Annotated in this window: 19 protein-coding genes and 1 pseudogene; 12 read left to right on the forward strand and 8 right to left on the reverse strand. The window is 73.4% G+C overall.

Features of this window, described 5'->3' with window-relative positions; translation table 11 throughout:
• Positions 1-106 precede the first annotated feature (106 nt).
• From FB563_RS03755 to FB563_RS03780, 6 genes and pseudogenes are all read right to left on the reverse strand, one after another.
• A complete protein-coding gene (locus FB563_RS03755; RefSeq protein WP_234357857.1) occupies positions 107-1441 on the reverse strand; it encodes a PP2C family protein-serine/threonine phosphatase in 1335 nt (444 codons plus the stop codon).
• 106 nt (positions 1442-1547) lie between these two features.
• Positions 1548-1955 carry a peptide-methionine (R)-S-oxide reductase MsrB gene (gene msrB / locus FB563_RS03760; RefSeq protein ID WP_055707934.1) on the reverse strand — a complete coding sequence of 136 codons (408 nt, stop codon included), beginning with the start codon at positions 1953-1955 and terminating at the stop codon, positions 1548-1550.
• Between the two features lie 14 nt (positions 1956-1969).
• Positions 1970-3358 (reverse strand): UDP-N-acetylmuramate--L-alanine ligase, encoded by a 1389-nt coding sequence (murC, locus tag FB563_RS03765; protein ID WP_055707933.1) that lies wholly within the window; start codon positions 3356-3358, stop codon positions 1970-1972.
• A gap of 40 nt (positions 3359-3398) precedes the next feature.
• Positions 3399-3665: pseudogene (locus tag FB563_RS03770) on the reverse strand (helix-turn-helix domain-containing protein); the annotation flags it as partial.
• A 12-nt stretch (positions 3666-3677) separates the two neighbouring features.
• Entirely contained in the window at positions 3678-4151 is a 474-nt protein-coding gene (locus FB563_RS03775; protein WP_199832905.1) for an indole-3-glycerol phosphate synthase, read from the reverse strand.
• A 130-nt stretch (positions 4152-4281) separates the two neighbouring features.
• Positions 4282-5160 carry a pyrimidine reductase family protein gene (locus FB563_RS03780; RefSeq protein WP_142218457.1) on the reverse strand — a complete coding sequence of 293 codons (879 nt, stop codon included), beginning with the start codon at positions 5158-5160 and terminating at the stop codon, positions 4282-4284.
• Positions 5161-5197: 37 nt separating this feature from the next.
• On the opposite strand from FB563_RS03780, the gene zapE reads away from it, so the two are divergent.
• The 10 genes from zapE to FB563_RS03830 all read left to right on the forward strand — a co-directional run bounded on the left by zapE (position 5198) and on the right by FB563_RS03830 (position 14503).
• Positions 5198-6301 carry a cell division protein ZapE gene (gene zapE, locus FB563_RS03785; RefSeq protein ID WP_142218458.1) on the forward strand — a complete coding sequence of 368 codons (1104 nt, stop codon included), beginning with the start codon at positions 5198-5200 and terminating at the stop codon, positions 6299-6301.
• Between the two features lie 165 nt (positions 6302-6466).
• Positions 6467-6805 carry a hypothetical protein gene (locus FB563_RS03790; protein ID WP_055710131.1) on the forward strand — a complete coding sequence of 113 codons (339 nt, stop codon included), beginning with the start codon at positions 6467-6469 and terminating at the stop codon, positions 6803-6805.
• An 80-nt stretch (positions 6806-6885) separates the two neighbouring features.
• Positions 6886-7464 (forward strand): carbonic anhydrase, encoded by a 579-nt coding sequence (locus tag FB563_RS03795; protein ID WP_055710130.1) that lies wholly within the window; start codon positions 6886-6888, stop codon positions 7462-7464.
• 8 nt (positions 7465-7472) lie between these two features.
• On the forward strand, positions 7473-8957 hold the full coding sequence (locus tag FB563_RS03800; protein WP_055710129.1) for a SulP family inorganic anion transporter: 1485 nt from the start codon (positions 7473-7475) through the stop codon (positions 8955-8957).
• Positions 8958-9068: 111 nt separating this feature from the next.
• Positions 9069-9920, forward strand: coding sequence for a slipin family protein (locus tag FB563_RS03805; protein ID WP_234358069.1), 852 nt, complete (start codon positions 9069-9071; stop codon positions 9918-9920).
• A gap of 10 nt (positions 9921-9930) precedes the next feature.
• The gene (locus tag FB563_RS03810) at positions 9931-10491 is read left to right on the forward strand and encodes a YbhB/YbcL family Raf kinase inhibitor-like protein (RefSeq protein WP_244329000.1); all 561 of its coding nucleotides are present in this window, start codon (positions 9931-9933) and stop codon (positions 10489-10491) included.
• A gap of 70 nt (positions 10492-10561) precedes the next feature.
• Positions 10562-11419: a PPK2 family polyphosphate kinase gene (locus tag FB563_RS03815; RefSeq protein WP_142218459.1), complete on the forward strand. Its 858-nt coding sequence runs from the start codon at positions 10562-10564 to the stop codon at positions 11417-11419.
• Positions 11420-11527: 108 nt separating this feature from the next.
• Positions 11528-11806 (forward strand): hypothetical protein, encoded by a 279-nt coding sequence (locus FB563_RS03820; RefSeq protein ID WP_142218460.1) that lies wholly within the window; start codon positions 11528-11530, stop codon positions 11804-11806.
• Positions 11807-12039: 233 nt separating this feature from the next.
• Positions 12040-13563, forward strand: a complete 1524-nt coding sequence (locus tag FB563_RS03825; RefSeq protein ID WP_142218461.1) for an FAD-dependent oxidoreductase — start codon at positions 12040-12042, stop codon at positions 13561-13563.
• An 82-nt stretch (positions 13564-13645) separates the two neighbouring features.
• Positions 13646-14503 carry a polysaccharide deacetylase family protein gene (locus FB563_RS03830; protein WP_142218462.1) on the forward strand — a complete coding sequence of 286 codons (858 nt, stop codon included), beginning with the start codon at positions 13646-13648 and terminating at the stop codon, positions 14501-14503.
• 91 nt (positions 14504-14594) lie between these two features.
• Here the strand turns inward: FB563_RS03830 and FB563_RS03835 are convergent, their stop codons facing one another.
• Together FB563_RS03835 and FB563_RS03840 are read right to left on the reverse strand one after the other, a co-directional pair.
• Positions 14595-15266 carry a hypothetical protein gene (locus tag FB563_RS03835; RefSeq protein WP_055707004.1) on the reverse strand — a complete coding sequence of 224 codons (672 nt, stop codon included), beginning with the start codon at positions 15264-15266 and terminating at the stop codon, positions 14595-14597.
• Positions 15263-16141 (reverse strand): ABC transporter ATP-binding protein, encoded by an 879-nt coding sequence (locus FB563_RS03840; RefSeq protein ID WP_055707005.1) that lies wholly within the window; start codon positions 16139-16141, stop codon positions 15263-15265. The genes FB563_RS03835 and FB563_RS03840 overlap by 4 nt, the downstream gene beginning before the upstream one ends.
• Before the next feature lie 53 nt (positions 16142-16194).
• On the opposite strand from FB563_RS03840, the gene FB563_RS03845 reads away from it, so the two are divergent.
• Both FB563_RS03845 and FB563_RS03850 read left to right on the forward strand, forming a co-directional pair.
• Positions 16195-16920, forward strand: coding sequence for an aminoacyl-tRNA hydrolase (locus tag FB563_RS03845; RefSeq protein WP_411573192.1), 726 nt, complete (start codon positions 16195-16197; stop codon positions 16918-16920).
• Between the two features lie 145 nt (positions 16921-17065).
• A complete protein-coding gene (locus FB563_RS03850) occupies positions 17066-18385 on the forward strand; it encodes an MbnB/TglH/ChrH family RiPP precursor modification enzyme (protein ID WP_055707007.1) in 1320 nt (439 codons plus the stop codon).
• Positions 18386-18407 lie beyond the last annotated feature (22 nt).

Raw genomic sequence — 18407 nt, forward strand, 5'->3', positions numbered from 1 at the left:
GATATTTACGGTCGGGCTGCCAACCTGAAGGGGCGCGGGGAACTGCGCGAGCGACCACCACGGACGAGCACCCGGCAGACCACCCGCACCCCCTACGCCGAGCCCCCTATCGGCTGAGCGGCCGGCAGGCGAGCGCGGCGACGTCGTCCTCCGCATGCTCCGCGTCCAGCCGCCGCAGGATGATGTCCAGCACGTCGTCCAGCCCCTCCCCGCCGGGAAACCGCACCGCGGCCAGCCGCTCCAGAGACCGGTCGATGTCCTCGCCGCGCCGCTCCACCAGCCCGTCGGTGAACAGCACCAGCGTCTCCCCCGCGGCCAGCGGATACGTGGCCGACTCATAGCCGCCGAGTCCGGTGCCCAGCGGCGGCCCGACCGGCACCGGCACCATCGCGGCCTCGCCGCCGGAGGTGATGCGCACGGGCGGCAGATGCCCGGCGCTGGCCAGCGTGACCTGGTGGCGCCCCGGGTCGACGCGGGCGAGCAGGCAGGTGGCGGGCCTGAGGTCCGCCTCCCGGGAGGCGATGTCGTCCATCTGCCGCAGCACCCGGTGCGGGGGCAGGTCCGCGGAGGCGATGTAGCGCAGGGAGGAGCGGTAGACGTTCATGTCGACGGCGGCCTCCAGGCCGTGCCCCATGACGTCGCCGACGACCAGCAGGGTCCGCCCGAAGTGCAGCCGTACGGTCTCGCACCAGTCACCGCCGACCAGCACGCCGCCGCCGGCGGGCAGATAGCGGACGGCGATGTCGAGGTTGGGGTGCGGGCGACCGGGCTCGGAGAGCAGGGCGCGCTGCAGGTCCCCAGCGGTGCGGTTGACGCTCGCGTGAGCGCGGGCGTGCCGGATGTGGGAGGCGGCGCGCTCGGCGAGGAGGCTGAGCAGCTCGGCCTCCGCGCGGCTCAGGGGCTGCCCGGAGCGGGCCCACACCAGGACACCGTACGTCTCCTCGCCGCCGGTCAGCGGGGCGCACAGCGCGATCCGGGTCCGGGGGGCGCCCGGGTACTCCAGCCAGGGCTCCGGCTGTGCGCCGAGGGCCGGTGTCCCGGCCTCGCGGGCCACCGCGGTGGCCCACCGGGCGTCGGGCAGCGCGTCGGCGTCCCCGGTGATCGCCTCGTATCCGGAGACGGTCTGGCCGGTGCGGCGTATCACGGCGGCCGTGCCACCGGCCAGCCGTACGGCGAGCCGGGTCAGCTCCGCGCAGGTCGTGCCCTCGTCGAGGGTCGTCCCTATCCCGGCCAGCGCCTCCCGCAGCACGCTCAGCCCCGCGCCGCCGGCCGCCAGGGCATCGGCACCCGACACGCCGTCCGCCGCCTCCGCGGAGCCCGCGACGGCAGCGAAGTCCCCGGCCTCCGGGGGCGTCACCGCCTCGTGCCCGCCTTCGTCCGCACGGTGGCGGCCGCCGTCGGCGGGCACGGGCCTGCGACGGGACTGAATCCAGCGCGCCACACCCAACACCCTCACAGAGTCTCAAACCGGAGCAAGCGGGGCACCGGCCTCTTCCGTCCCAGCGCCCCCGACAGCCCCGGGCCGCTGTCGATCGTTCGAGGCGGGCTCAGTCCTCGGCGGGCGCCAGCCGCAGGGAGATGGAGTTGATGCAGTACCGCTGGTCGGTCGGGGTCGGGTACCCCTCCCCCTCGAAGACGTGCCCGAGATGGGAGCCGCAGCGGGCACAGCGCACCTCGGTGCGGACCATCCCGTGCGACCGGTCCTCGACCAGTTCGACGGCGTCGGTGTCCTTCGGGTCGTAGAAGGACGGCCAGCCGCAGTGCGACGCGAACTTGGTGTCCGAGGTGAACAGTTCGGCGCCGCAGGCGCGGCAGGAGTAGACGCCCTTGGTCTTGGTGTCGGTGTACTCACCGGTGAAGGCAGGCTCGGTGGCGGCCTGCCGCAGCACCGCGTACTCGGCCGGTGTCAGCTCCGCGCGCCACTGCTCGTCCGGCTTCTCGACGTCGTACGACATGAGCCTCAGCCCCTTTACTGCGACAGGCGGTCCAGGATGAGCGGGCCCAGGTCGGTCACGTCGCCCGCGCCCATGGTGAGAACGAGATCGCCGGGCTTCGCCATTCCCGCGATCACCTCGGGGATCCGGGCCTTGTCGTGCACGGCGGTGACGTCGGCACCGGCGGCGCGCGCGGCCTCGATGATCAGCTCGCTGGTCACGCCCGGGATCGGGTCCTCACGGGCCGGGTAGATGTCGAGGACGGCCGAGGCGTCGGCGAGCGCCAGCGACTGCCCCATCTCCTTGCCGAGCTCCTGGGTGCGGGAGAACAGGTGCGGCTGGAAGACGACGAGGATGCGGGAGTCACCGGCGGCGGCGCGCATGGCCTCCAGGTCGGCGGTCATCTCGGTGGGGTGGTGGGCGTAGGAGTCGATGACCTGCACCCCGGCGGCCTCGCCCTTGAGCTGCAGGCGCCGCTTGACGCCGGTGTAGGCGGCGAGCGCGGGCGCGAGCCCGTCGGCCGGGATGCCGAGGGCGGCCCCGGCGGTGAGCGCGGCGACGGCGTTGAGGGCGTAGTGGCGGCCGGGCACGGAGACCGTGAAGGTCAGCTCCTGCCCGTCGAGGACCACGGTGACCCGGCTCTTCAGCCCCTGGGGGACGATCGACAGCACGCGCACGTCGGCGTCCTCGGCCTCGCCGTACGTCACCGTCCGCACCGACCCCGCGAGCCGCCGGGTCAGCTCCCGCGCGCCCTCGTGGTCGGCGGAGATCACCAGGGTGCCGCCAGGGACGATCTTCCCGGCGAAGGTCTCGAAGGACTCGTAGATCTCGTCCATCGAGGCGTAGTTGGCGTGGTGGTCGAGTTCGACGTTGAGGACGATGGCGACCTCGGGCGCGTACGTGTGGAAGCTGCGGTCCGATTCGTCCGCCTCGGCGACGAAGACCTCGCCCTCGCCGTGCAGCGCGTTGGAGCCGGGCGCGTCCAGGTCGCCGCCGATGGCGTACGACGGGTTCAGACCCAGCTCGGTGAGGGAGACGGCCAGCATCGAGGTGGTCGTGGTCTTGCCGTGGGTACCGGCCACCGCGATCGGGCGCAGCCCCTCCATCAGCGCGGCGAGCGCGTCGGAGCGGTGCACCACCGGGATGCCCAGCTCGGCGGCGCGGGCCAGCTCGGGGTTGTCCTGGCGGATCGCCGAGGACACGACGACACAGCTCGCGTCGTCGGCGAGGTGCTCGGCGGCGTGCCCGATGTGCACGGTGGCACCGAGGGCCCGCAGCGCCTCGGCGGTCGCCGACTCCTTGGCGTCACTGCCGGCCACCTTCGCCCCGCGCTGTGCGAGGATCTTGGCGATTCCCGACATCCCGGCGCCGCCGATGCCGATGAAGTGCGGTCGGTCCATGGCGGCAGGAAGGCCGGGTGCCATGTGGTTCTCCCCAAGTTTCCGGTACGACGCTGAGCGGGCCCTAGCCTATGCGCTCGGGCGCCGGGGCCCGTGCAAGGGGCGGGCCGGCCCTGCGGTGGAGGGGGCGGCGCAGCGTCGTGGCCGTGCGCATGCCGGTGGCCGTGGCGTTGGCCTCCACGCGGGTGTCGGTGGTCCCCAGCAGTTCCTGGGCGCGGCGGACCCGCTGGTCGGCAGCCATCGCAGCGGGGCGGTGCCGGTCACGGGCCCTGCAGCGGCGGCTGAGGTTGCACGCGCTCCTGCTCGCCCGGCGGGCCGGCTCCTCGGCCGTGTGGGCGAAGCCCTATGCCTTGCTGTGCGAGAACAGCTTCAGCACCGGCACCCCCACCTTGTGCCGGGCCCGGGAGGCCCAGTCCCGGTGGAAGAACTCCTCCACGTAGTGGGGGTCGGTGAGCACGATCACCTCGTCCGCGTCCACCTCGGCGACCAGGGACTTCAGCGCTTCGAGGGGGTGGTCCTCCACCAGCTGCCCCGCGGCCTGGCTCCCGGAGGCCCGCAGCGCCTGCACCGACACGTCCAGGGCCTGCTGTCCGACGCTTCGGGCGTCCTCCCCCTCGGGCGTCTCGTGTTCGCGGACCGCCTCGTCGAGTTCGCCGAGCGCGATGTCGTCGATGGCCCGCAGCAGGCGGTCCGCCTGGTCGCCGCGCGGCTGGAGGAGCACGTGGAACGCGACCGGCTCGTCTCCGTGCAAGGTGGTGACGAACTCCACGTCGGCGGACGTCAGAGCCTTCTCGATCATCAGAACGCTGGTGAACACCGAACGCCTCTTCTCCTCCGTGGGCCGGACAAGGCCCCTGCGGAAACCATCCTGCCCGTGATCGCACGAGTTCTGCCGGTACCCAAGTCTGCCCTGCGGGAGCTAAACGGAACGGCACATTCCGCTGATTTCAGGACCGGCGGTAGCGGCCGAACAGGAATCCGGCGTCCTCCAGGAGGGACACGAGCTCGAACCGGTGCGGCACGGCGACCGGCGGTCCCCCGGCGATGCGCTGCGCGTCGCCCGCGGTGAGCATGGGCGACAGGGTCAGGCACAGCTCGTCCAGCACCTCGGCGGCGACCAGCTGGCCGAGCAGCCGGGGACCGCCCTCGGTGAGCAGCCGGGTGTGGCCGAGGCCGGCCAGGGCACGCACCGCCCGTGCGGGGTCGACACCGCCGCCCTCACCGGCGATCACCACCTTGGCGCCGGCCTTCTCGGCCGCGGCGACACGGTCGGGGGCGGCCGCGGATCCGGTGAGCACCAGGGTGGGCACCAGGGGCGAGGTGAACAGCGGGAGCGAGAAGTCCAGGTCCAGGCTCGCGCTGACGACCGCGATCGCCGGCGCCGGGCCCTGTCCGGCGGCCTCCCGCGCCTCGGCGAACTCCGCACGCGCGCGTGCGGGGCGGTACCCCTCCTGGCGCACCGTTTCCGCGCCCACCACGATCACGTCCGCGAGCGCCCGCAGCGTGCCGAAGATCCGCATGTCGGCGGCGCTGGAGATGGGCTGGGAGCGCCCCTCGTGCTGGGCGGCCCCGTCGAGCGTGGACACCATGTTGGCCCGCAGCCACGGCCGCGGGGCGCCGGGCGGCTCCGGGTAGGCGTAGGCGGCGGCCAGCTCATCGAGACTCCACTCACGGTCGACGTGGGCGTCGTGGTCGACATGGCCGCCGGTACCACCGGGCCCATGGGCCACCAAAGTCCCGGCAACCCCCCTCGCCCCCTCCCTCTCGGCCACCCCGCCGGAGGCCTGGGCTGCTGTTTCGTCGGTCACAGGGAACAGGCGTCGCATGTCGTGCAGTGTGACACGGCGCTTAGCATGGATAACCGTGTCGTCCTCCACCACCGCCCCCGGATCCAGCCCTCTGACCGAAGCGGGCCCGCTGTCCCTGTGCGCCCGCGAGCCGCACGTCCCCGCGGACCGGCTGGTCGCCGAGATGGTGCCGCCCCCACGCTTCGACTCGGTCCGCTTCTCGACGTACATACCGGACCCGAACCAGCCCAGCCAGACCGAGGCCGTGCGGGTGCTCGAGGGCTTCGCGGGCGGGCTCGGCGGGGCGCACGCCTCCGGCGCCGGCCGGCGCGGCTTCCTCGGCCTCGGCAGGGCCAGGGCGCCCAAGGTCCCGGCCGGCCCTCGCGGGGTCTACCTGGACGGCGGCTACGGCGTCGGCAAGACCCATCTGCTCGCCTCCCTGTGGCACGCCACCCCGGCCGAGCCCGCACTGAAGGCGTTCGGCACCTTCGTGGAGCTGACCAACCTGGTCGGCGCCCTCGGCTTCCAGCAGACCGTGCAGACCCTCTCCGGGCACCGCCTGCTGTGCATCGACGAGTTCGAGCTGGACGACCCGGGCGACACGGTCCTCGTGTCGACCCTGCTCGGCAAGCTGGTCGAGGCGGGCGTGGCGCTCGCCGCCACCTCCAACACGCTGCCGGGCAAGCTGGGCGAGGGCCGGTTCGCCGCCGCCGACTTCCTGCGCGAGATCCAGGGCCTGTCGGCCCACTTCCGCACCCTGCGCATCGACGGCGAGGACTACCGCCACCGCGGCCTGCCCGAGGCACCGCGGCCCTTCACCGACGAAGAGGTGACGAAGGCGGCCTACGCCACCGTGGGCGCCTCGCTGGACGACTTCCCGCATCTGCTGGCGCACCTGGCCAAGGTGCACCCGAGCCGCTACGGCGCGCTGACCGACGGGGTGAAGGCGGTGTGCCTCACCGATGTGGCACCGGTGCCGGACCAGTCGACGGCGCTGCGGCTCGTGGTGCTCGCGGACCGCCTCTACGACCGCGAGGTCCCGGTGCTGGCCTCGGGGCTGCCGTTCGACAGGCTGTTCAGCGAGGAGATGCTGAACGGCGGCTACCGCAAGAAGTACTTCCGCGCGATATCCCGGCTCACCGCGCTCGCGCGCGACGCGAAGGGGCTCGTCGGCTCGTAGTCAGGGGCCGGATCCAGCCACGCGAACGGCACTTTTCACGCTCTCTTGCGCTCTTAACGCGCAGTTAACCCTGCAAAGGACTTTGCAGGGTTAATCTGTTTCTTGACCATCCATTGACCAGTGTTTGGTGCACGCGAGAGACGTGAAACGAGGGAGGGAGGGTGCATGTTCCGAGGTACGACGGCCCGGACCGTGCTCGCCTCCCTCGCCGTCGTCCTGCTCGCCCTGCTCTTCTCCGCATCCCCGGAAACCTTCACACCTGCGCACACGCTCAGTGAAGCAACGGCCAAGGCCGAGACCGGAACCACGCCGTCCGAACAGCCGGTGGGCGACCAGGCGGACGTGTTCCGCGGCTGCGCCTCCCGCCGCGCGCGGCAGCACCCCCTCATACCCGGCCGGGCAGCCGGCGCCGGCCCCTCACCCATGCCCGGCACCGCGCACGTCCCGGCCACCGGAGCCTCCAGAGCCCACACCCCGGCAGCGCTTCAGGTCTTCCGCTGCTGACAGGCGCTCAACTCCCCCCCCCACAACTGTTGTTCAAGTCCGACGCGCCCGTGCAGGCGCGCCAGGAGGAACCCACACATATGCAGCCCCTCATCGACAACGCCCGTACCTTCGGACAGCGCCCTGAGGAGTTCGCCGAGCTCGCCGAAGGCCAGTCCCCGCAGGTGCTGTTCATCACCTGCTCCGATTCCCGGGTCGTCCCGGCCCTGATCACGGGCGCGCGCCCCGGCCAGCTCTTCGAGCTGCGCACCGCGGGCAACATCGTCCCGCCCCACACCTCGCAGCACCCCACCAGCGAGGCCGCCACCATCGAGTACGCCGTGGAGGTGCTCGGCGTCCGCGACATCGTGGTCTGCGGCCACTCGCACTGCGGTGCCGTCGGCGCGCTGGTGCGCGGCGACGACCTGACCGCCGTACCCGCCGTGCGCGACTGGCTCGCCCACGCCACCCCGCGTCCGGCCGGCCAGGCCGAGGACCCGGAGGTCGCCGAGGGCGTGCAGGCCCATGTGCTGACCCAGCTGCTGCGGCTGCGCTCGTACCCGTGTGTCGAACGCAGACTGACGGAGGGTCAACTCGCCCTGCACGCCTGGTACTACGAGGTGCACACCGGCGCCGTACGGGTGCACCGCCCGCAGACCGACACCTTCGAGTCCCTGTGAGCGCGCCGATGACCAGCAAGAACCTCATATCCCGGTTCCCTTGTCTGCGGCAGGACTTCGCCGCTTCCCTCGTCGTCTTCCTGGTCGCGCTGCCGCTGTGCGTGGGCGTGGCCGTCGCCTCCGGGGTTCCGGCCGAACTCGGCCTGGTCACCGGCATCGTGGGCGGGCTCGTCACCGGGCTGATGCGCGGCAGCAGCCTGCAGGTGTCGGGTCCGGCGGCCGGACTGACCGTGCTCGTCTTCGAGGCGGTCAAGGAGTTCGGGCTGCCGGCACTCGGCGTGATCGTGCTCGCCACCGGGCTCCTCCAGGTGGCGATGGGCCTGCTGAAGCTGGGCCGCTACTTCCGCGCCATCTCGGTCTCGGTCGTCGAGGGCATGCTGGCCGGAATCGGACTGGTGCTCATCGCCGGGCAGTTGTACCCGGCGCTGGCCGCCAAGGCCCCCGACTCCGGCCTCGGCAAGATCGCCGGGCTGCCGGGGGCGTTCCTGGACGCCCTCGGCGACGGCAGGGCGGTGGCCTCGCTCGCCGTGTGCGCGGGCACGATCGCGGTGCTGCTGCTGTGGAGGCACGTCCCGGCGAAGGTCCGCACGCTGCCCGGCCCGCTGGCCGCGGTCGGCCTCGCCACGGTGGCCGCGTTCGCGCTGGACCTGCCGGTGGCCACGGTGGAGGTGCACGGTCTGCTGGGCTCGGTCCAGCCGCCGCCGCTGAGCGCGTTCGGCGAGCTGGCGGGCGTGGGGCTGCTCGGCACGATCGTGGCCTTCACGCTGATCGCCTCCGCCGAGTCGCTGTTCAGCGCGGCCGCCGTGGACCGACTGCACTCCGGGCCGCGCACCGCGTACGACAAGGAGCTGCTCGCGCAGGGTGCCGGCAACACGGTGTGCGGGCTGCTGGGCGCGCTGCCGATGACCGCGGTGATCGTGCGCAGCGCGGCCAACGTCCAGGCGGGCGCCCGCACCAAGGCCTCCCGCGTGCTGCACGGCGTGTGGCTGCTGCTGTTCGCCGCGCTGCTGCCGGGCGTGCTCGCCCACATCCCGGTCCCGGCGCTCGCCGGCATCCTGATCCACTCCGGTGCCAAGCTGGTCCCGGTCCGTGCGCTGGCCGTGCTGTGGCGCGAGCACCGGGGCGAGGCGCTGATCCTGGCCGTGACGGCGGTGTCGATCGTGGCGGTCAGCATGTTCGAGGGCGTGCTGATCGGCCTGGCGCTGGCGGTGGTCAAAACGGCCTGGCAGGCCTCGCACATCAAGCTGGAGGTCATCGACAAGGGCGCGGGCCCGGTCGACGCCCACCTGACGGGCAACGCGACCTTCCTGCGGCTGCCGAAGATCCTGGACAGCCTGGAGTCGCTGCCCCAGGACCGCCCGGTCCGCCTGGACCTGTCCGGCCTGCACCACCTGGACCACGCCTGCCGTACGGCGTTGGAGAACTGGGCCGAGCGGCACAGCGCGGTGGGGACGGAGCCGGTGAGGCTGATGGCTCCCGCGCCGGCGGGCTGAGGCAGCTCCGGTCGGCCGAGTCGGGAGGTACCCCCTCCGACTCGGTCGGCCCCGAAGTGGCATATCGTTACAGCAGCGGACAAAAACGGGCCTCTTGGTGAGGAGGTCACCATGGTCCAGGAACTGCTGGGAGCGATCGCCGCGGCGGGCTGCGCCGGTCTGGTGTACCTGGCGATGGCGGCCCGCGTGGTCAAGCAGTACGAACGGGGCGTGCTGTTCCGCCTCGGGCGCGTCGCGGGTGACGTACGGCCGCCGGGCCTGACGCTGATCATCCCCTTCGTGGACCGGCTGCAGAAGGTCAACATGCAGATCGTGACGCTGCCGGTACCCGCCCAGGAGGGCATCACCCGGGACAACGTCACCGTCCGCGTGGACGCGGTCGTCTACTTCCGGGTGGTCGACGCGGAGAGCGCGCTGGTGCGGGTGGAGGACTACAAGTTCGCGGTCTCGCAGATGGCCCAGACCTCCCTCCGGTCGATCATCGGCAAGAGCGACCTGGACGATCTTCTCTCCAACCGCGAGAAGCTCAACCAGGGCCTGGAACTGATGATCGACAGCCCCGCCGTCGGCTGGGGCGTCCAGGTCGACCGCGTCGAGATCAAGGACGTCTCGCTGCCGGACACGATGAAGCGGTCCATGGCCCGCCAGGCCGAGGCGGACCGGGAACGCCGGGCCCGGATCATCAACGCGGACGCCGAGTACCAGGCCTCCAAGAAGCTGGCCGAGGCCGCCCAGCAGATGGCCGACACCCCCGCCGCCCTCCAGCTGCGGCTGCTGCAGACCGTGATGGCGGTGTCCGCCGAGAAGAACTCCACACTGGTCCTGCCCATCCCGGTGGAGCTGCTGCACTTCCTGGAGCGGGGCAACCGGCAGGCCGCGCCGGACGGCGACGGGGAGCTCCGCCTGGAGAGCGGCGACCGGCAGACCGCGCCGAACGACGACAAGGAGCTCCGGTCCGGATAGCGTGCCGGGCATGCGCAGGAGCTGGGTGATCGCCGTGGCCGCGATGGCCGTGACGGCGGGCTGCGGGGGCGGCGGGCCGGCTGCCGCCCCCTCCCCGACGGCCCCCTCCCCGACCGCCGTCCACCGGCTGACCGTCAGCAGTACGGCCTTCCCCGACGGCGGCACCATCCCCCGCCGGAACACCTGCGACGGCGCCGACGTCTCGCCTCCGCTCACTCTCGGCGCCGTACCCGCGCACACGGCCTCGCTGGCCCTGCTGCTGCGGGATTCCGACGCCGCGCACGGCACGTTCACCCACTGGCTGGTGTGGAACATTGCCGCGCACACCACGCGACTGGCGGCGGGCGAGCATCCGCGGGGCGCGACCGAGGGCCGCAACGACTTCGGGAGGACGGGGTACGGCGGGCCCTGTCCGCCGCGTGGGGACCGGCCGCATCGCTATGTCCTCACGGTGTACGCCGTCGACCGGCGGGTCTCGCTGGGCGCCGGGGCCACGCCGGCCGGTCTGCTGCGGGCGCTTTCCGGGCACACGCTTGCTGTGGGCACGGTGACGGGCCGGTACGGACGCTGAGTCGTTCGGCTGCGGCAGCGTCGCGAGGCGCCCGAACGCCATCCGGACATCAGGAACCAAAGGGGCGTCCGTGACCAGGAAAAGCGCCAAGGACCTGCGGGAACTGCTCCGTCTCCCGCCCGGTGAGCCCGTCGAGCTGTCCGCCTGCGACACCCGGGCCACCCCCGGTGCCCCCGGTGGGAAACGGGCGACCAAGGAGGACACCGAGCGCACGGGGAAGCGGCTGGCCCGGCTGCAGGAGCGGCTGTGGGCGGCGAGTACGGCGGGGGACCGGCGGCGGGTGCTGGTGGTACTGCAGGGCATGGACACCAGCGGCAAGGGCGGCACGGTCAAGCACGTCATCGGCCAGCTCAACCCGGCGGGCTGCCGGATCCAGGCCTTCAAGGCGCCCACGGAGGAGGAGCGGCGGCACGACTTCCTGTGGCGGGTGCGTCCGGCCCTGCCCCGGCCGGGCGAGATCGGCATCTTCGATCGCTCGCACTACGAGGACGTCCTCATCGCCCGCGTCCGGCACCTCGCCCGGCCCGCCGAGATCGGCAGCCGCTACGGCCTCGTCAACGACTTCGAGCGGTCCCTCGCCGAGGACGGCGTGACCCTCGTCAAGTGCTTCCTCCACATCTCCCGGGACGAGCAGAGACGCCGGCTGCTACGCCGTCTGGACCGCCCGGACAAGCACTGGAAGTTCGATCCCGGCGACATCGACGAGCGCGCGCTGTGGCCCGCCTACCAGGAGGCGTACCAGCTGGCCCTGGAGCGCTGCGCGGCGCCGTACGCACCCTGGTACCTGATCCCGGCGGACCGCAAGTGGTACCGGAACTGGGCGATCAGCCGCCTGCTGCTGGAGCACCTGCAGGAGCTGGACCCGCAGTACCCGGCAGGCGACTTCGAGGTGGCTCAGTGCCGGGAACGGCTGCTGAAGGGCGACTGAAAACCGGCGCGTCGCTGCCCGATACGGGATATTTTCACACTAATCTCCGTGACTGTAAGCGGTCGATCCATTACGCACCGCATCCACACTCACACCCATGGAGATGACATGCGCAGACTTCGCAAGGCCGCCGTCCTGCTCGCGGCGCTCGGCAGCGTGAGCCTCCTGCCCGCCGGCACCGCGTACGCCGGCGGGCACGACGACGAGGGCAAGGTCTTGCAGAGCTCCAACTGCAAGGACCACGACCTGAACCTCGACGTCCTGGGCGAGGTCGGCATCCTCAACGGCCTGCTGGGCAACGGGCTCAACGGCGAGGGCGACCCGGGCGCCCAGGGCACCCACATCGGCTCGACCATGGGCTGCAACAACAGCGCCGGCGGCAGGTAACAGGCCGGTTCGGACCCCATGCCGGCGGGCAGCGGTGGCAGGCCGGTCTTCCGGTGGGCCGGCCGCCCTACCCACCGCCGGCATGGAAGGCGTGGCGACCTCACGCGCGCACGGGCACGCAGCATGGCGAGACCGTCAGCGCGCGTGAGGTCGCCGCGCCCGTGCACCACCCCGCCCCCCACGGCGCCGCGCCCGCACGGTGAGCGGCGCGCCCGGGCGGGTACCCGGCGGCCATGCACAAGCAGCGGCACGTCACCGACTCGTACTGGCTCCGGACCGCACCGGGGCCGTCCCGTCCCGCGCTGAGCGAGGACCTGGACGTGGAGGTGGCCGTCGTCGGCGCGGGCATCGCCGGGCTGAGCACCGCGCACGAACTGGCCCGGGCCGGGCTGCGGGTGGCGGTGCTGGAGGCCGGACGGGCGGCGGCCGGGGTCACCGGCTGTACCACGGCCAAACTGACCGCCCAGCACACCCTGGTCTACGACCGGCTGCGGCGCACCCGCGGCCCCGAGGGGGCCCGGCTGTACGCGCGCTCCCAGTCGGAGGCGATCGAGCACGCGGCGGCGCTCGTGGACGAGCTGGGCATCGACTGCGACTGGGAGACCCGGGACGCGTACACGTATGTGCGCGACCGGGCGCGCGTGGACGAGCTGCGGGCGGAGGCGGAGGCGGCGCGGGACGCGGGACTGCCGGCCTCGTTCACCACGGAGACCGGACTGCCGTTCCCGGTGGCGGGCGCGGTCCGGGTGACCGGGCAGGCGCAGTTCCACCCGGTCAGGTACCTGCGGGCGATCACCGAGGACCTCGTGGCGCGCGGCGGGCTGCTGTACGAGGGGACACGGGTCGTCGGGCTGCAGGAGGGCGGAGAGCCCTGCCGGCTGACCACCGAGTCGGGCCACACGGTCAGCGCCCGGGACGTCGTGATCGCCACCCACTACCCGGTGTTCGACCGGGCACTGCTGTTCGCCCGGCTGTCGCCGCGCCGCGAGCTGGTGGTGGCGGGCCCGCTGGGCGCGGGCCCGGACCCGGAGGGCATGTACATCACCCCGGAGGAGAACACCCGCTCGGTGCGCACCGCGCCGTACGGCACGGACGGGCAGCGGCTGCTGATCGTCACCGGGGAGCACTTCACGCCGGGCACCGGCGACGTACCGGCCGGCTTCGACGGCCTCGCCGACTGGGCCGAGGAGCACTTCCCCGGTGTGGCCCTGGACCACGCCTGGGCCACCCAGGACAACGACTCCACCGACACCGTGCCGCTGGTCGGGCCCTTCCACCCGGCCGCCCGGCACACCTGGGTCGCCACCGGTTTCGGCGGCTGGGGACTGAGCGGCGGGATCATGGCCGGGCTGCTGCTGACCGCGCTGATCACCGGGCGGGACTGCGCCTGGCGCGAGCTGTACGACCCGCGGCGGCTGAAGTCGGTGGTGCGCGAGGCGCCGTCGCTGTTGAAGACGCAGGCGGAGGTGGCCCGGCACTTCGTCGGCGACCGCCTGAAACCACCTGGCTCGGTGGACGACCTGGCGCCCGGCGACGGCGCGGTGGTCCGTGCGGCCGGCGGCCGGCTCGCGGTGCACCGGGACGAGGAGGGCGCCCTGCACGCGGTCTCGGCCCGCTGCACCCACCTGGGCTGTCTGGTCGCCTTCAACCGGGCCGAACGCGCCTGGGAATGCCCCTGCCACGGCTCACGCTTCGACGTCGACGGCGCGGTGATCCAGGGGCCGGCGGTACGGCCGCTGGAGCAGCGGGAGATCTGAGGGCCACCACGCGGGTGACCGCGGCACCGCGCCACGCGGGTATATCGCCATACAAGCGGACATCCAGCCCTACGTTCATACGGTGACCCCACGAGTACGCCGTATCACCGCCGTCTGTGTTCTGGGCGCGGCTCTCGCCGCCTGTGGCGGCGCGGGCTCCACGGGCAGTGCCCGTCCGGCCCCCGCCGAGCGCTCCCCCGTCTCCGCCTCCCCGTCCGCCTCGCGTCCGCCCGTACTGGCGCCCGGCCCCGGCGGCCTGACCCCGGTCTTCGAGCACGGCCCGCGCACCCTGGGCAGGACGGTCGCGCTGACCTTCGACGCCGACATGACCGCCGACCAGGGGCCCCGCGCCGCCGCCGGCGAGCACTTCGACAACCCGGGCCTCATCGGCACCCTGCACGCGCTGAAGGTGCCGGCGACGATCTTCATGACCGGCCGCTGGGCCGACGAGTACCCGACCGAGGCCCGCAGCCTCGGCCACGACCCGCAGTTCGAGGTCGCCAACCACTCCTACAGCCACTACGCGTTCACGGGCGACTGCTACGGCCTGCCGACCGTCGGCGCCGGCAGGATGCGCTCGGAGGTGGAACGGGCGTACGCCTCCCTGCGCAAGGCGGGTGTGCCGCATCCGCTGCCGTACTTCCGCTTCCCCGGCGGCTGTTACGACCGGCGGGCGCTGCGCGCCCTCAGCGGGCTCGGGGTGACCGCGGTGCAGTGGGACGTGGTGAGCGGCGACGCGTTCGCCACCGACGCCGCCGCCGTCACCAAGCAGGTGCTGGACGGGGTCAAGCCCGGCTCGGTGGTCGTCATGCACTGCACCCGCAGCGCCGCCCCGACCACCGAACGGGTCGTCCGCGCGGTCGTGCCGCAGCTGCGGGGGCGCGGCTACCGGTTCGTGAAGGTCTCCGAGCTGATCGGCGAGACCGGCGGACACCGCTGACGGCCGACGGTCCGCCGTACGCGATGGCGGTCCCCCCGCTCGAGCGAAGCCGAGAGCGGGGGGGAGGCTGGAGGGGCAGCGCACCGCCTGCTCAGGGTGACCGGCGGGAGGCGAGCCGGGCGGCCACGGCGAAGGCCGCGGCCGTGAGCAGGGCCGCGGCGGCCGGCGGCAGCACCGGCAGCGGGACGCGGCCGGTCTGCGAACCGGTGACCAGGCCGCTGACCGCGGCCTGCGCCGGGGAGCCGGTGACCACCACCGCCAGCAGCGCGCCCAGCAGCATCGCGGGTACGGCGCGGCCGGTGGAGCGCAGCAGCGGCCGGTTGGTGAGCGCGCCGACGGCCGCGCCGAGCAGCGCGCAGGTGAGCACGGCCGGCAGCGCGGCCGCGGCGGCCCCCAGCGGGGCCACACGGACCCGGTGGCCGTTGCTCGCCGGGTCGCTGATCAGCGTCACCACCACGGTCGCCACCACTCCGAGCGTCACCGACGCGAGCAGTGCCGTCAGCAGACAGGCCAGGTGCGCCCGGGCGGGGCCGCGCGCGGCGGCGGCACAGGCCCGGGCCGCGTCCGGCTCGCCGGTGACACAGATCCGCACCAGCCAGGCGGCCACCGGGAGCAGACCGGCGGCCGTGTAGCCGAGCGAGTCGAGTACCGGCTGGCCGCCCTGCACACCGATCCCGAGGAACGCGGCGTACAGGATCACCGGCGGCAGCCAGCGCTGGGAGCGCACCAGCAGGTCGGCCTGGTAGCGCAGGAGTGCGGTCATGGGCGGCTTCCGGGGGTCGGTACGGGATCGTCCGGGGGCGGGGTGACGCTCACGACGTGCCAGGACGGGCGGGCCGTGAGCAGGGCGCGCAGGACGACGTCGGAGTGGGAGGCGGGTACGGCGAGGCGGTAGCGGCCGGGAGCGGTCTCCTCGGCCAAGGCGGCGGGCGGGGCGGCTTCGGGCGGCAGCCGCGCCCCTGCCGGGCCGCGCACGGTGACCAGGGTGAGCGCTCCGCCCGGTGAACTGCCGCTGCCGGTACGGCACTTGAGACCGCCGTCGAGCACGGTGTACGTCGCGTCCGGTGCCCCGGCCAGCCGGCGTGGGTCGTGGTCCACGAACACCACGGCGCCCCCTGCGGCGGTGCGCTCGGCCACCGCCCGCTCCAGCTCCTCCCGCGCCGCCGCGTCCAGCCCCGTCCAGGCCTCGTCCAGCACCAGCAGCTCCGGTTCTGCGAGCAGGGCCTGCGCCACCGCCACCTTCTGGCTGCCGCCCTTGGACAGCCGGGCCATGGGCGTACCGGCGTACGCCGCAGCGCCGAAGCGCTCCAGCCAGGTGGCCGCGGCCTGTACGGCGGCCCTGCGGCCGAGGCCGTGGACGGCGCCGAGGCGGGTCAGATAACCGAGGGCCGTGAAGGGAAGCGCCGAGGGGAAACGCTCCGGTACGTACGCCGTGCGGGGGCGGCCGGTGACACGGCCCTCCGTCGGTGCGTCCAGGCGGGCGAGGAGGCGGAGCAGAGTGGACTTTCCGGTGCCGTTCGCCCCTTCTATGCGGGTGAGGGTTCCGGGGGTGAGGGTGAGGTCGACGCCTCTCAACACCCAGGGTCCGCGCAGGCCGTAGCGGCGGCCCACCCCTGCCAGCCGTAGATCACGTCGCATGGAGGCATTGTGGCGCTGCGTCGACACTGCCCACCCCCTTAAGGTTGGCTCGTGTGAGCCAGAGTCTGACGTCCCCCGGAGACAGTCCCTTCCAGCCCTTCCAGGCCGAGCGCAACCCGCGCGACGCGGCACCCCAGTTCGTGCTGCCCCTCGTCGTGCGGATCGAGAAGAGCGCGCCGCCCGCCCGCACCGACGCGCTGGAGACGGCCGCGCGGGCGGTGCTGGTGCTGCTGGGGGACGAACGGGCGCACGGGGACGGCGCGTGGGCCGAGGCGGTGCGGAGCTGGGAGGACGCGCGGATCCGCAAGGTCGTCCGGCGGGCCAGGGGCGCCGAGTGGCGGCGGGCCGAGGCGCTGCCGGGGATCACGGTGACCGGCAAGTCCGTGGAGGTACGGGTGTTCCCGCCGGTTCCGCTCGACGGCTGGCCCAAGGACCTGGCCAAGCTCCAGGTGTCCGGCACCGAGCTGGACGACCCCGAGCCGCCCGTCCCCGCCGGGCCGGCCCAGCCGGTGCTGTGGCTGAACCCCGGGCTGGAGATGTCGGCCGGGAAGGCCATGGCGCAGGCGGGGCACGGTGCCCAGCTGGCCTGGTGGGCGCTGTCCGACACGGAGCGCGGCGCCTGGCGGGACGCGGGCTACGCCCTGGCCGTCCGTACGGCCGACCCCGCCGACTGGGCCCGGCTGACCGGCAGCGGGCTGCCGGTCGTCCGCGACGCCGGTTTCACGGAGATCGCACCGGGCAGCTGCACGGTCGTCGCCGACCACCCGGCGCTGCGCTAGACGACAGGGCCCAGGAGCTGCGGGGCCGTGGCCCCGGGTGCGGGCACCTGGCCGAAGCTCAAATATTGCTCTGAACACGACAGAGCGGGGATTCGGGGCCCAGCGCGTGGGCGATACCTCCGTCATTCGCACGAGGGGAGGGGCCATGCGACGACTGGGCACGGGCATCGGCTGGCGGCCGGAGATCGCGGACGCCGTGGAGCGCATGCCGGGCATCGACTGGGTGGAGGTCGTGGCGGAGAACGTCTGCCCCGGCCACCTTCCCGCGTCGCTGCTGCGGCTGCGCGAGCGCGGCGTGACCGTGATCCCGCACGGCGTCTCGCTCGGCCTCGGCGGCGCCGACCGCCCCGACGAGGCCCGGCTGGCGGCGCTGGCGGAGCGCGCCGAGGCCCTCGGTTCCCCGCTGGTCACCGAGCACATCGCGTTCGTCCGCGCGGGCGGCCCGCTCACCGCCTCCCCGCGGCTGGAGGCCGGGCACCTGCTGCCGGTGCCGCGCACCAGGGACGCCCTGGACGTGCTCTGCGAGAACGTCCGCATCGCCCAGGACGCCCTTCCCGTGCCGCTGGCCCTCGAGAACATCGCCGCGCTGTTCTCCTGGCCGGGCGAGGAGCTGACCGAGGGGGAATTCCTGTCCGAGCTGGTCGAGCGCACCGGCGTCCGGCTGCTGATCGACGTGGCCAACCTGCACACCAACCACGTCAACCGGGGCGAGGACCCGGCCGAGGCGCTGGCCGCGCTGCCCGTGGAGGCGATCGCCTACGTCCATGTCGCGGGCGGCTTCGAGCGGGACGGCGTCTGGCACGACAGCCACGCCCACCCCGTGCCACGCCCGGTCCTCGACATCCTGACCGGCCTCGCCGCCCGCACCGCACCGCCCGGCGTCCTTCTGGAACGGGACGAGAACTTTCCCGAACCGGCCGAGCTGGAGCGGGAGTTGACGATGATCCGGGACGCGGTGGCGGCTGGGCGTGCGCGGGCCGACGAGAGTGCGGCACCCGGTGCCCCCGGTGGCTCGGCGGGCGGCGGTGTCGCCGTCCTGGCGCGGCCCGCGGTCCGCACGCGGGAGCGGCTCGCGGTCGCCCAGGCCGCCGTACTGTCCTCGCTGGTGGCCGGTACGCCGGTGCCCGAGGGGTTCGACCGGGTGCGGCTGGCCGTGCAGGCACGGGCGCTCGCCGCCAAGCGGGCGGACGTAGTGGCGAAGGTCGCACCCGAGCTGCCGGCCATCCTCGGCGACGGGTACCGGACGGCGTTCCTGGAGTACGCGCGGGTACGGCCGATGAGCGGGGGCTACCGACGGGACGCGCTGGACTTCGCCGGATACCTGCTGCGGTCGGGACAACCCGAGGACCCGGCTGCCCGCCGACAGCTCCAGGAGTGGTGGCTGGACCGCGCGGGTCCGGCCCCCAGGTCCGCAAGGCGATTGGCTCGTACTGCGCGCAGGGTGTTCTCGCGGCACTCGGGGTGAACCGGCTGCCCGTCGACGACGA

Source organism: Streptomyces puniciscabiei (assembly GCF_006715785.1).
GTDB classification, from domain to species: domain Bacteria; phylum Actinomycetota; class Actinomycetes; order Streptomycetales; family Streptomycetaceae; genus Streptomyces; species Streptomyces puniciscabiei.

Bases quoted from the DNA above. Each gene is read 5' to 3' on its own strand.
- msrB (WP_055707934.1), bottom strand. From the start codon at position 1,955: ATGTCGTACGACGTCGAGAAGCCGGACGAGCAGTGGCGCGCGGAGCTG.
- murC (WP_055707933.1), bottom strand. From the start codon at position 3,358: ATGGCACCCGGCCTTCCTGCCGCCATGGACCGACCGCACTTCATCGGC.
- FB563_RS03780 (WP_142218457.1), bottom strand. From the start codon at position 5,160: ATGCGACGCCTGTTCCCTGTGACCGACGAAACAGCAGCCCAGGCCTCC.
- FB563_RS03790 (WP_055710131.1), top strand. From the start codon at position 6,467: ATGTTCCGAGGTACGACGGCCCGGACCGTGCTCGCCTCCCTCGCCGTC.
- FB563_RS03795 (WP_055710130.1), top strand. From the start codon at position 6,886: ATGCAGCCCCTCATCGACAACGCCCGTACCTTCGGACAGCGCCCTGAG.
- FB563_RS03800 (WP_055710129.1), top strand. From the start codon at position 7,473: ATGACCAGCAAGAACCTCATATCCCGGTTCCCTTGTCTGCGGCAGGAC.
- FB563_RS03805 (WP_234358069.1), top strand. From the start codon at position 9,069: ATGGTCCAGGAACTGCTGGGAGCGATCGCCGCGGCGGGCTGCGCCGGT.
- FB563_RS03810 (WP_244329000.1), top strand. From the start codon at position 9,931: ATGCGCAGGAGCTGGGTGATCGCCGTGGCCGCGATGGCCGTGACGGCG.
- FB563_RS03820 (WP_142218460.1), top strand. From the start codon at position 11,528: ATGCGCAGACTTCGCAAGGCCGCCGTCCTGCTCGCGGCGCTCGGCAGC.
- FB563_RS03825 (WP_142218461.1), top strand. From the start codon at position 12,040: ATGCACAAGCAGCGGCACGTCACCGACTCGTACTGGCTCCGGACCGCA.
- FB563_RS03835 (WP_055707004.1), bottom strand. From the start codon at position 15,266: ATGACCGCACTCCTGCGCTACCAGGCCGACCTGCTGGTGCGCTCCCAG.
- FB563_RS03840 (WP_055707005.1), bottom strand. From the start codon at position 16,141: ATGCGACGTGATCTACGGCTGGCAGGGGTGGGCCGCCGCTACGGCCTG.
- FB563_RS03850 (WP_055707007.1), top strand. From the start codon at position 17,066: ATGCGACGACTGGGCACGGGCATCGGCTGGCGGCCGGAGATCGCGGAC.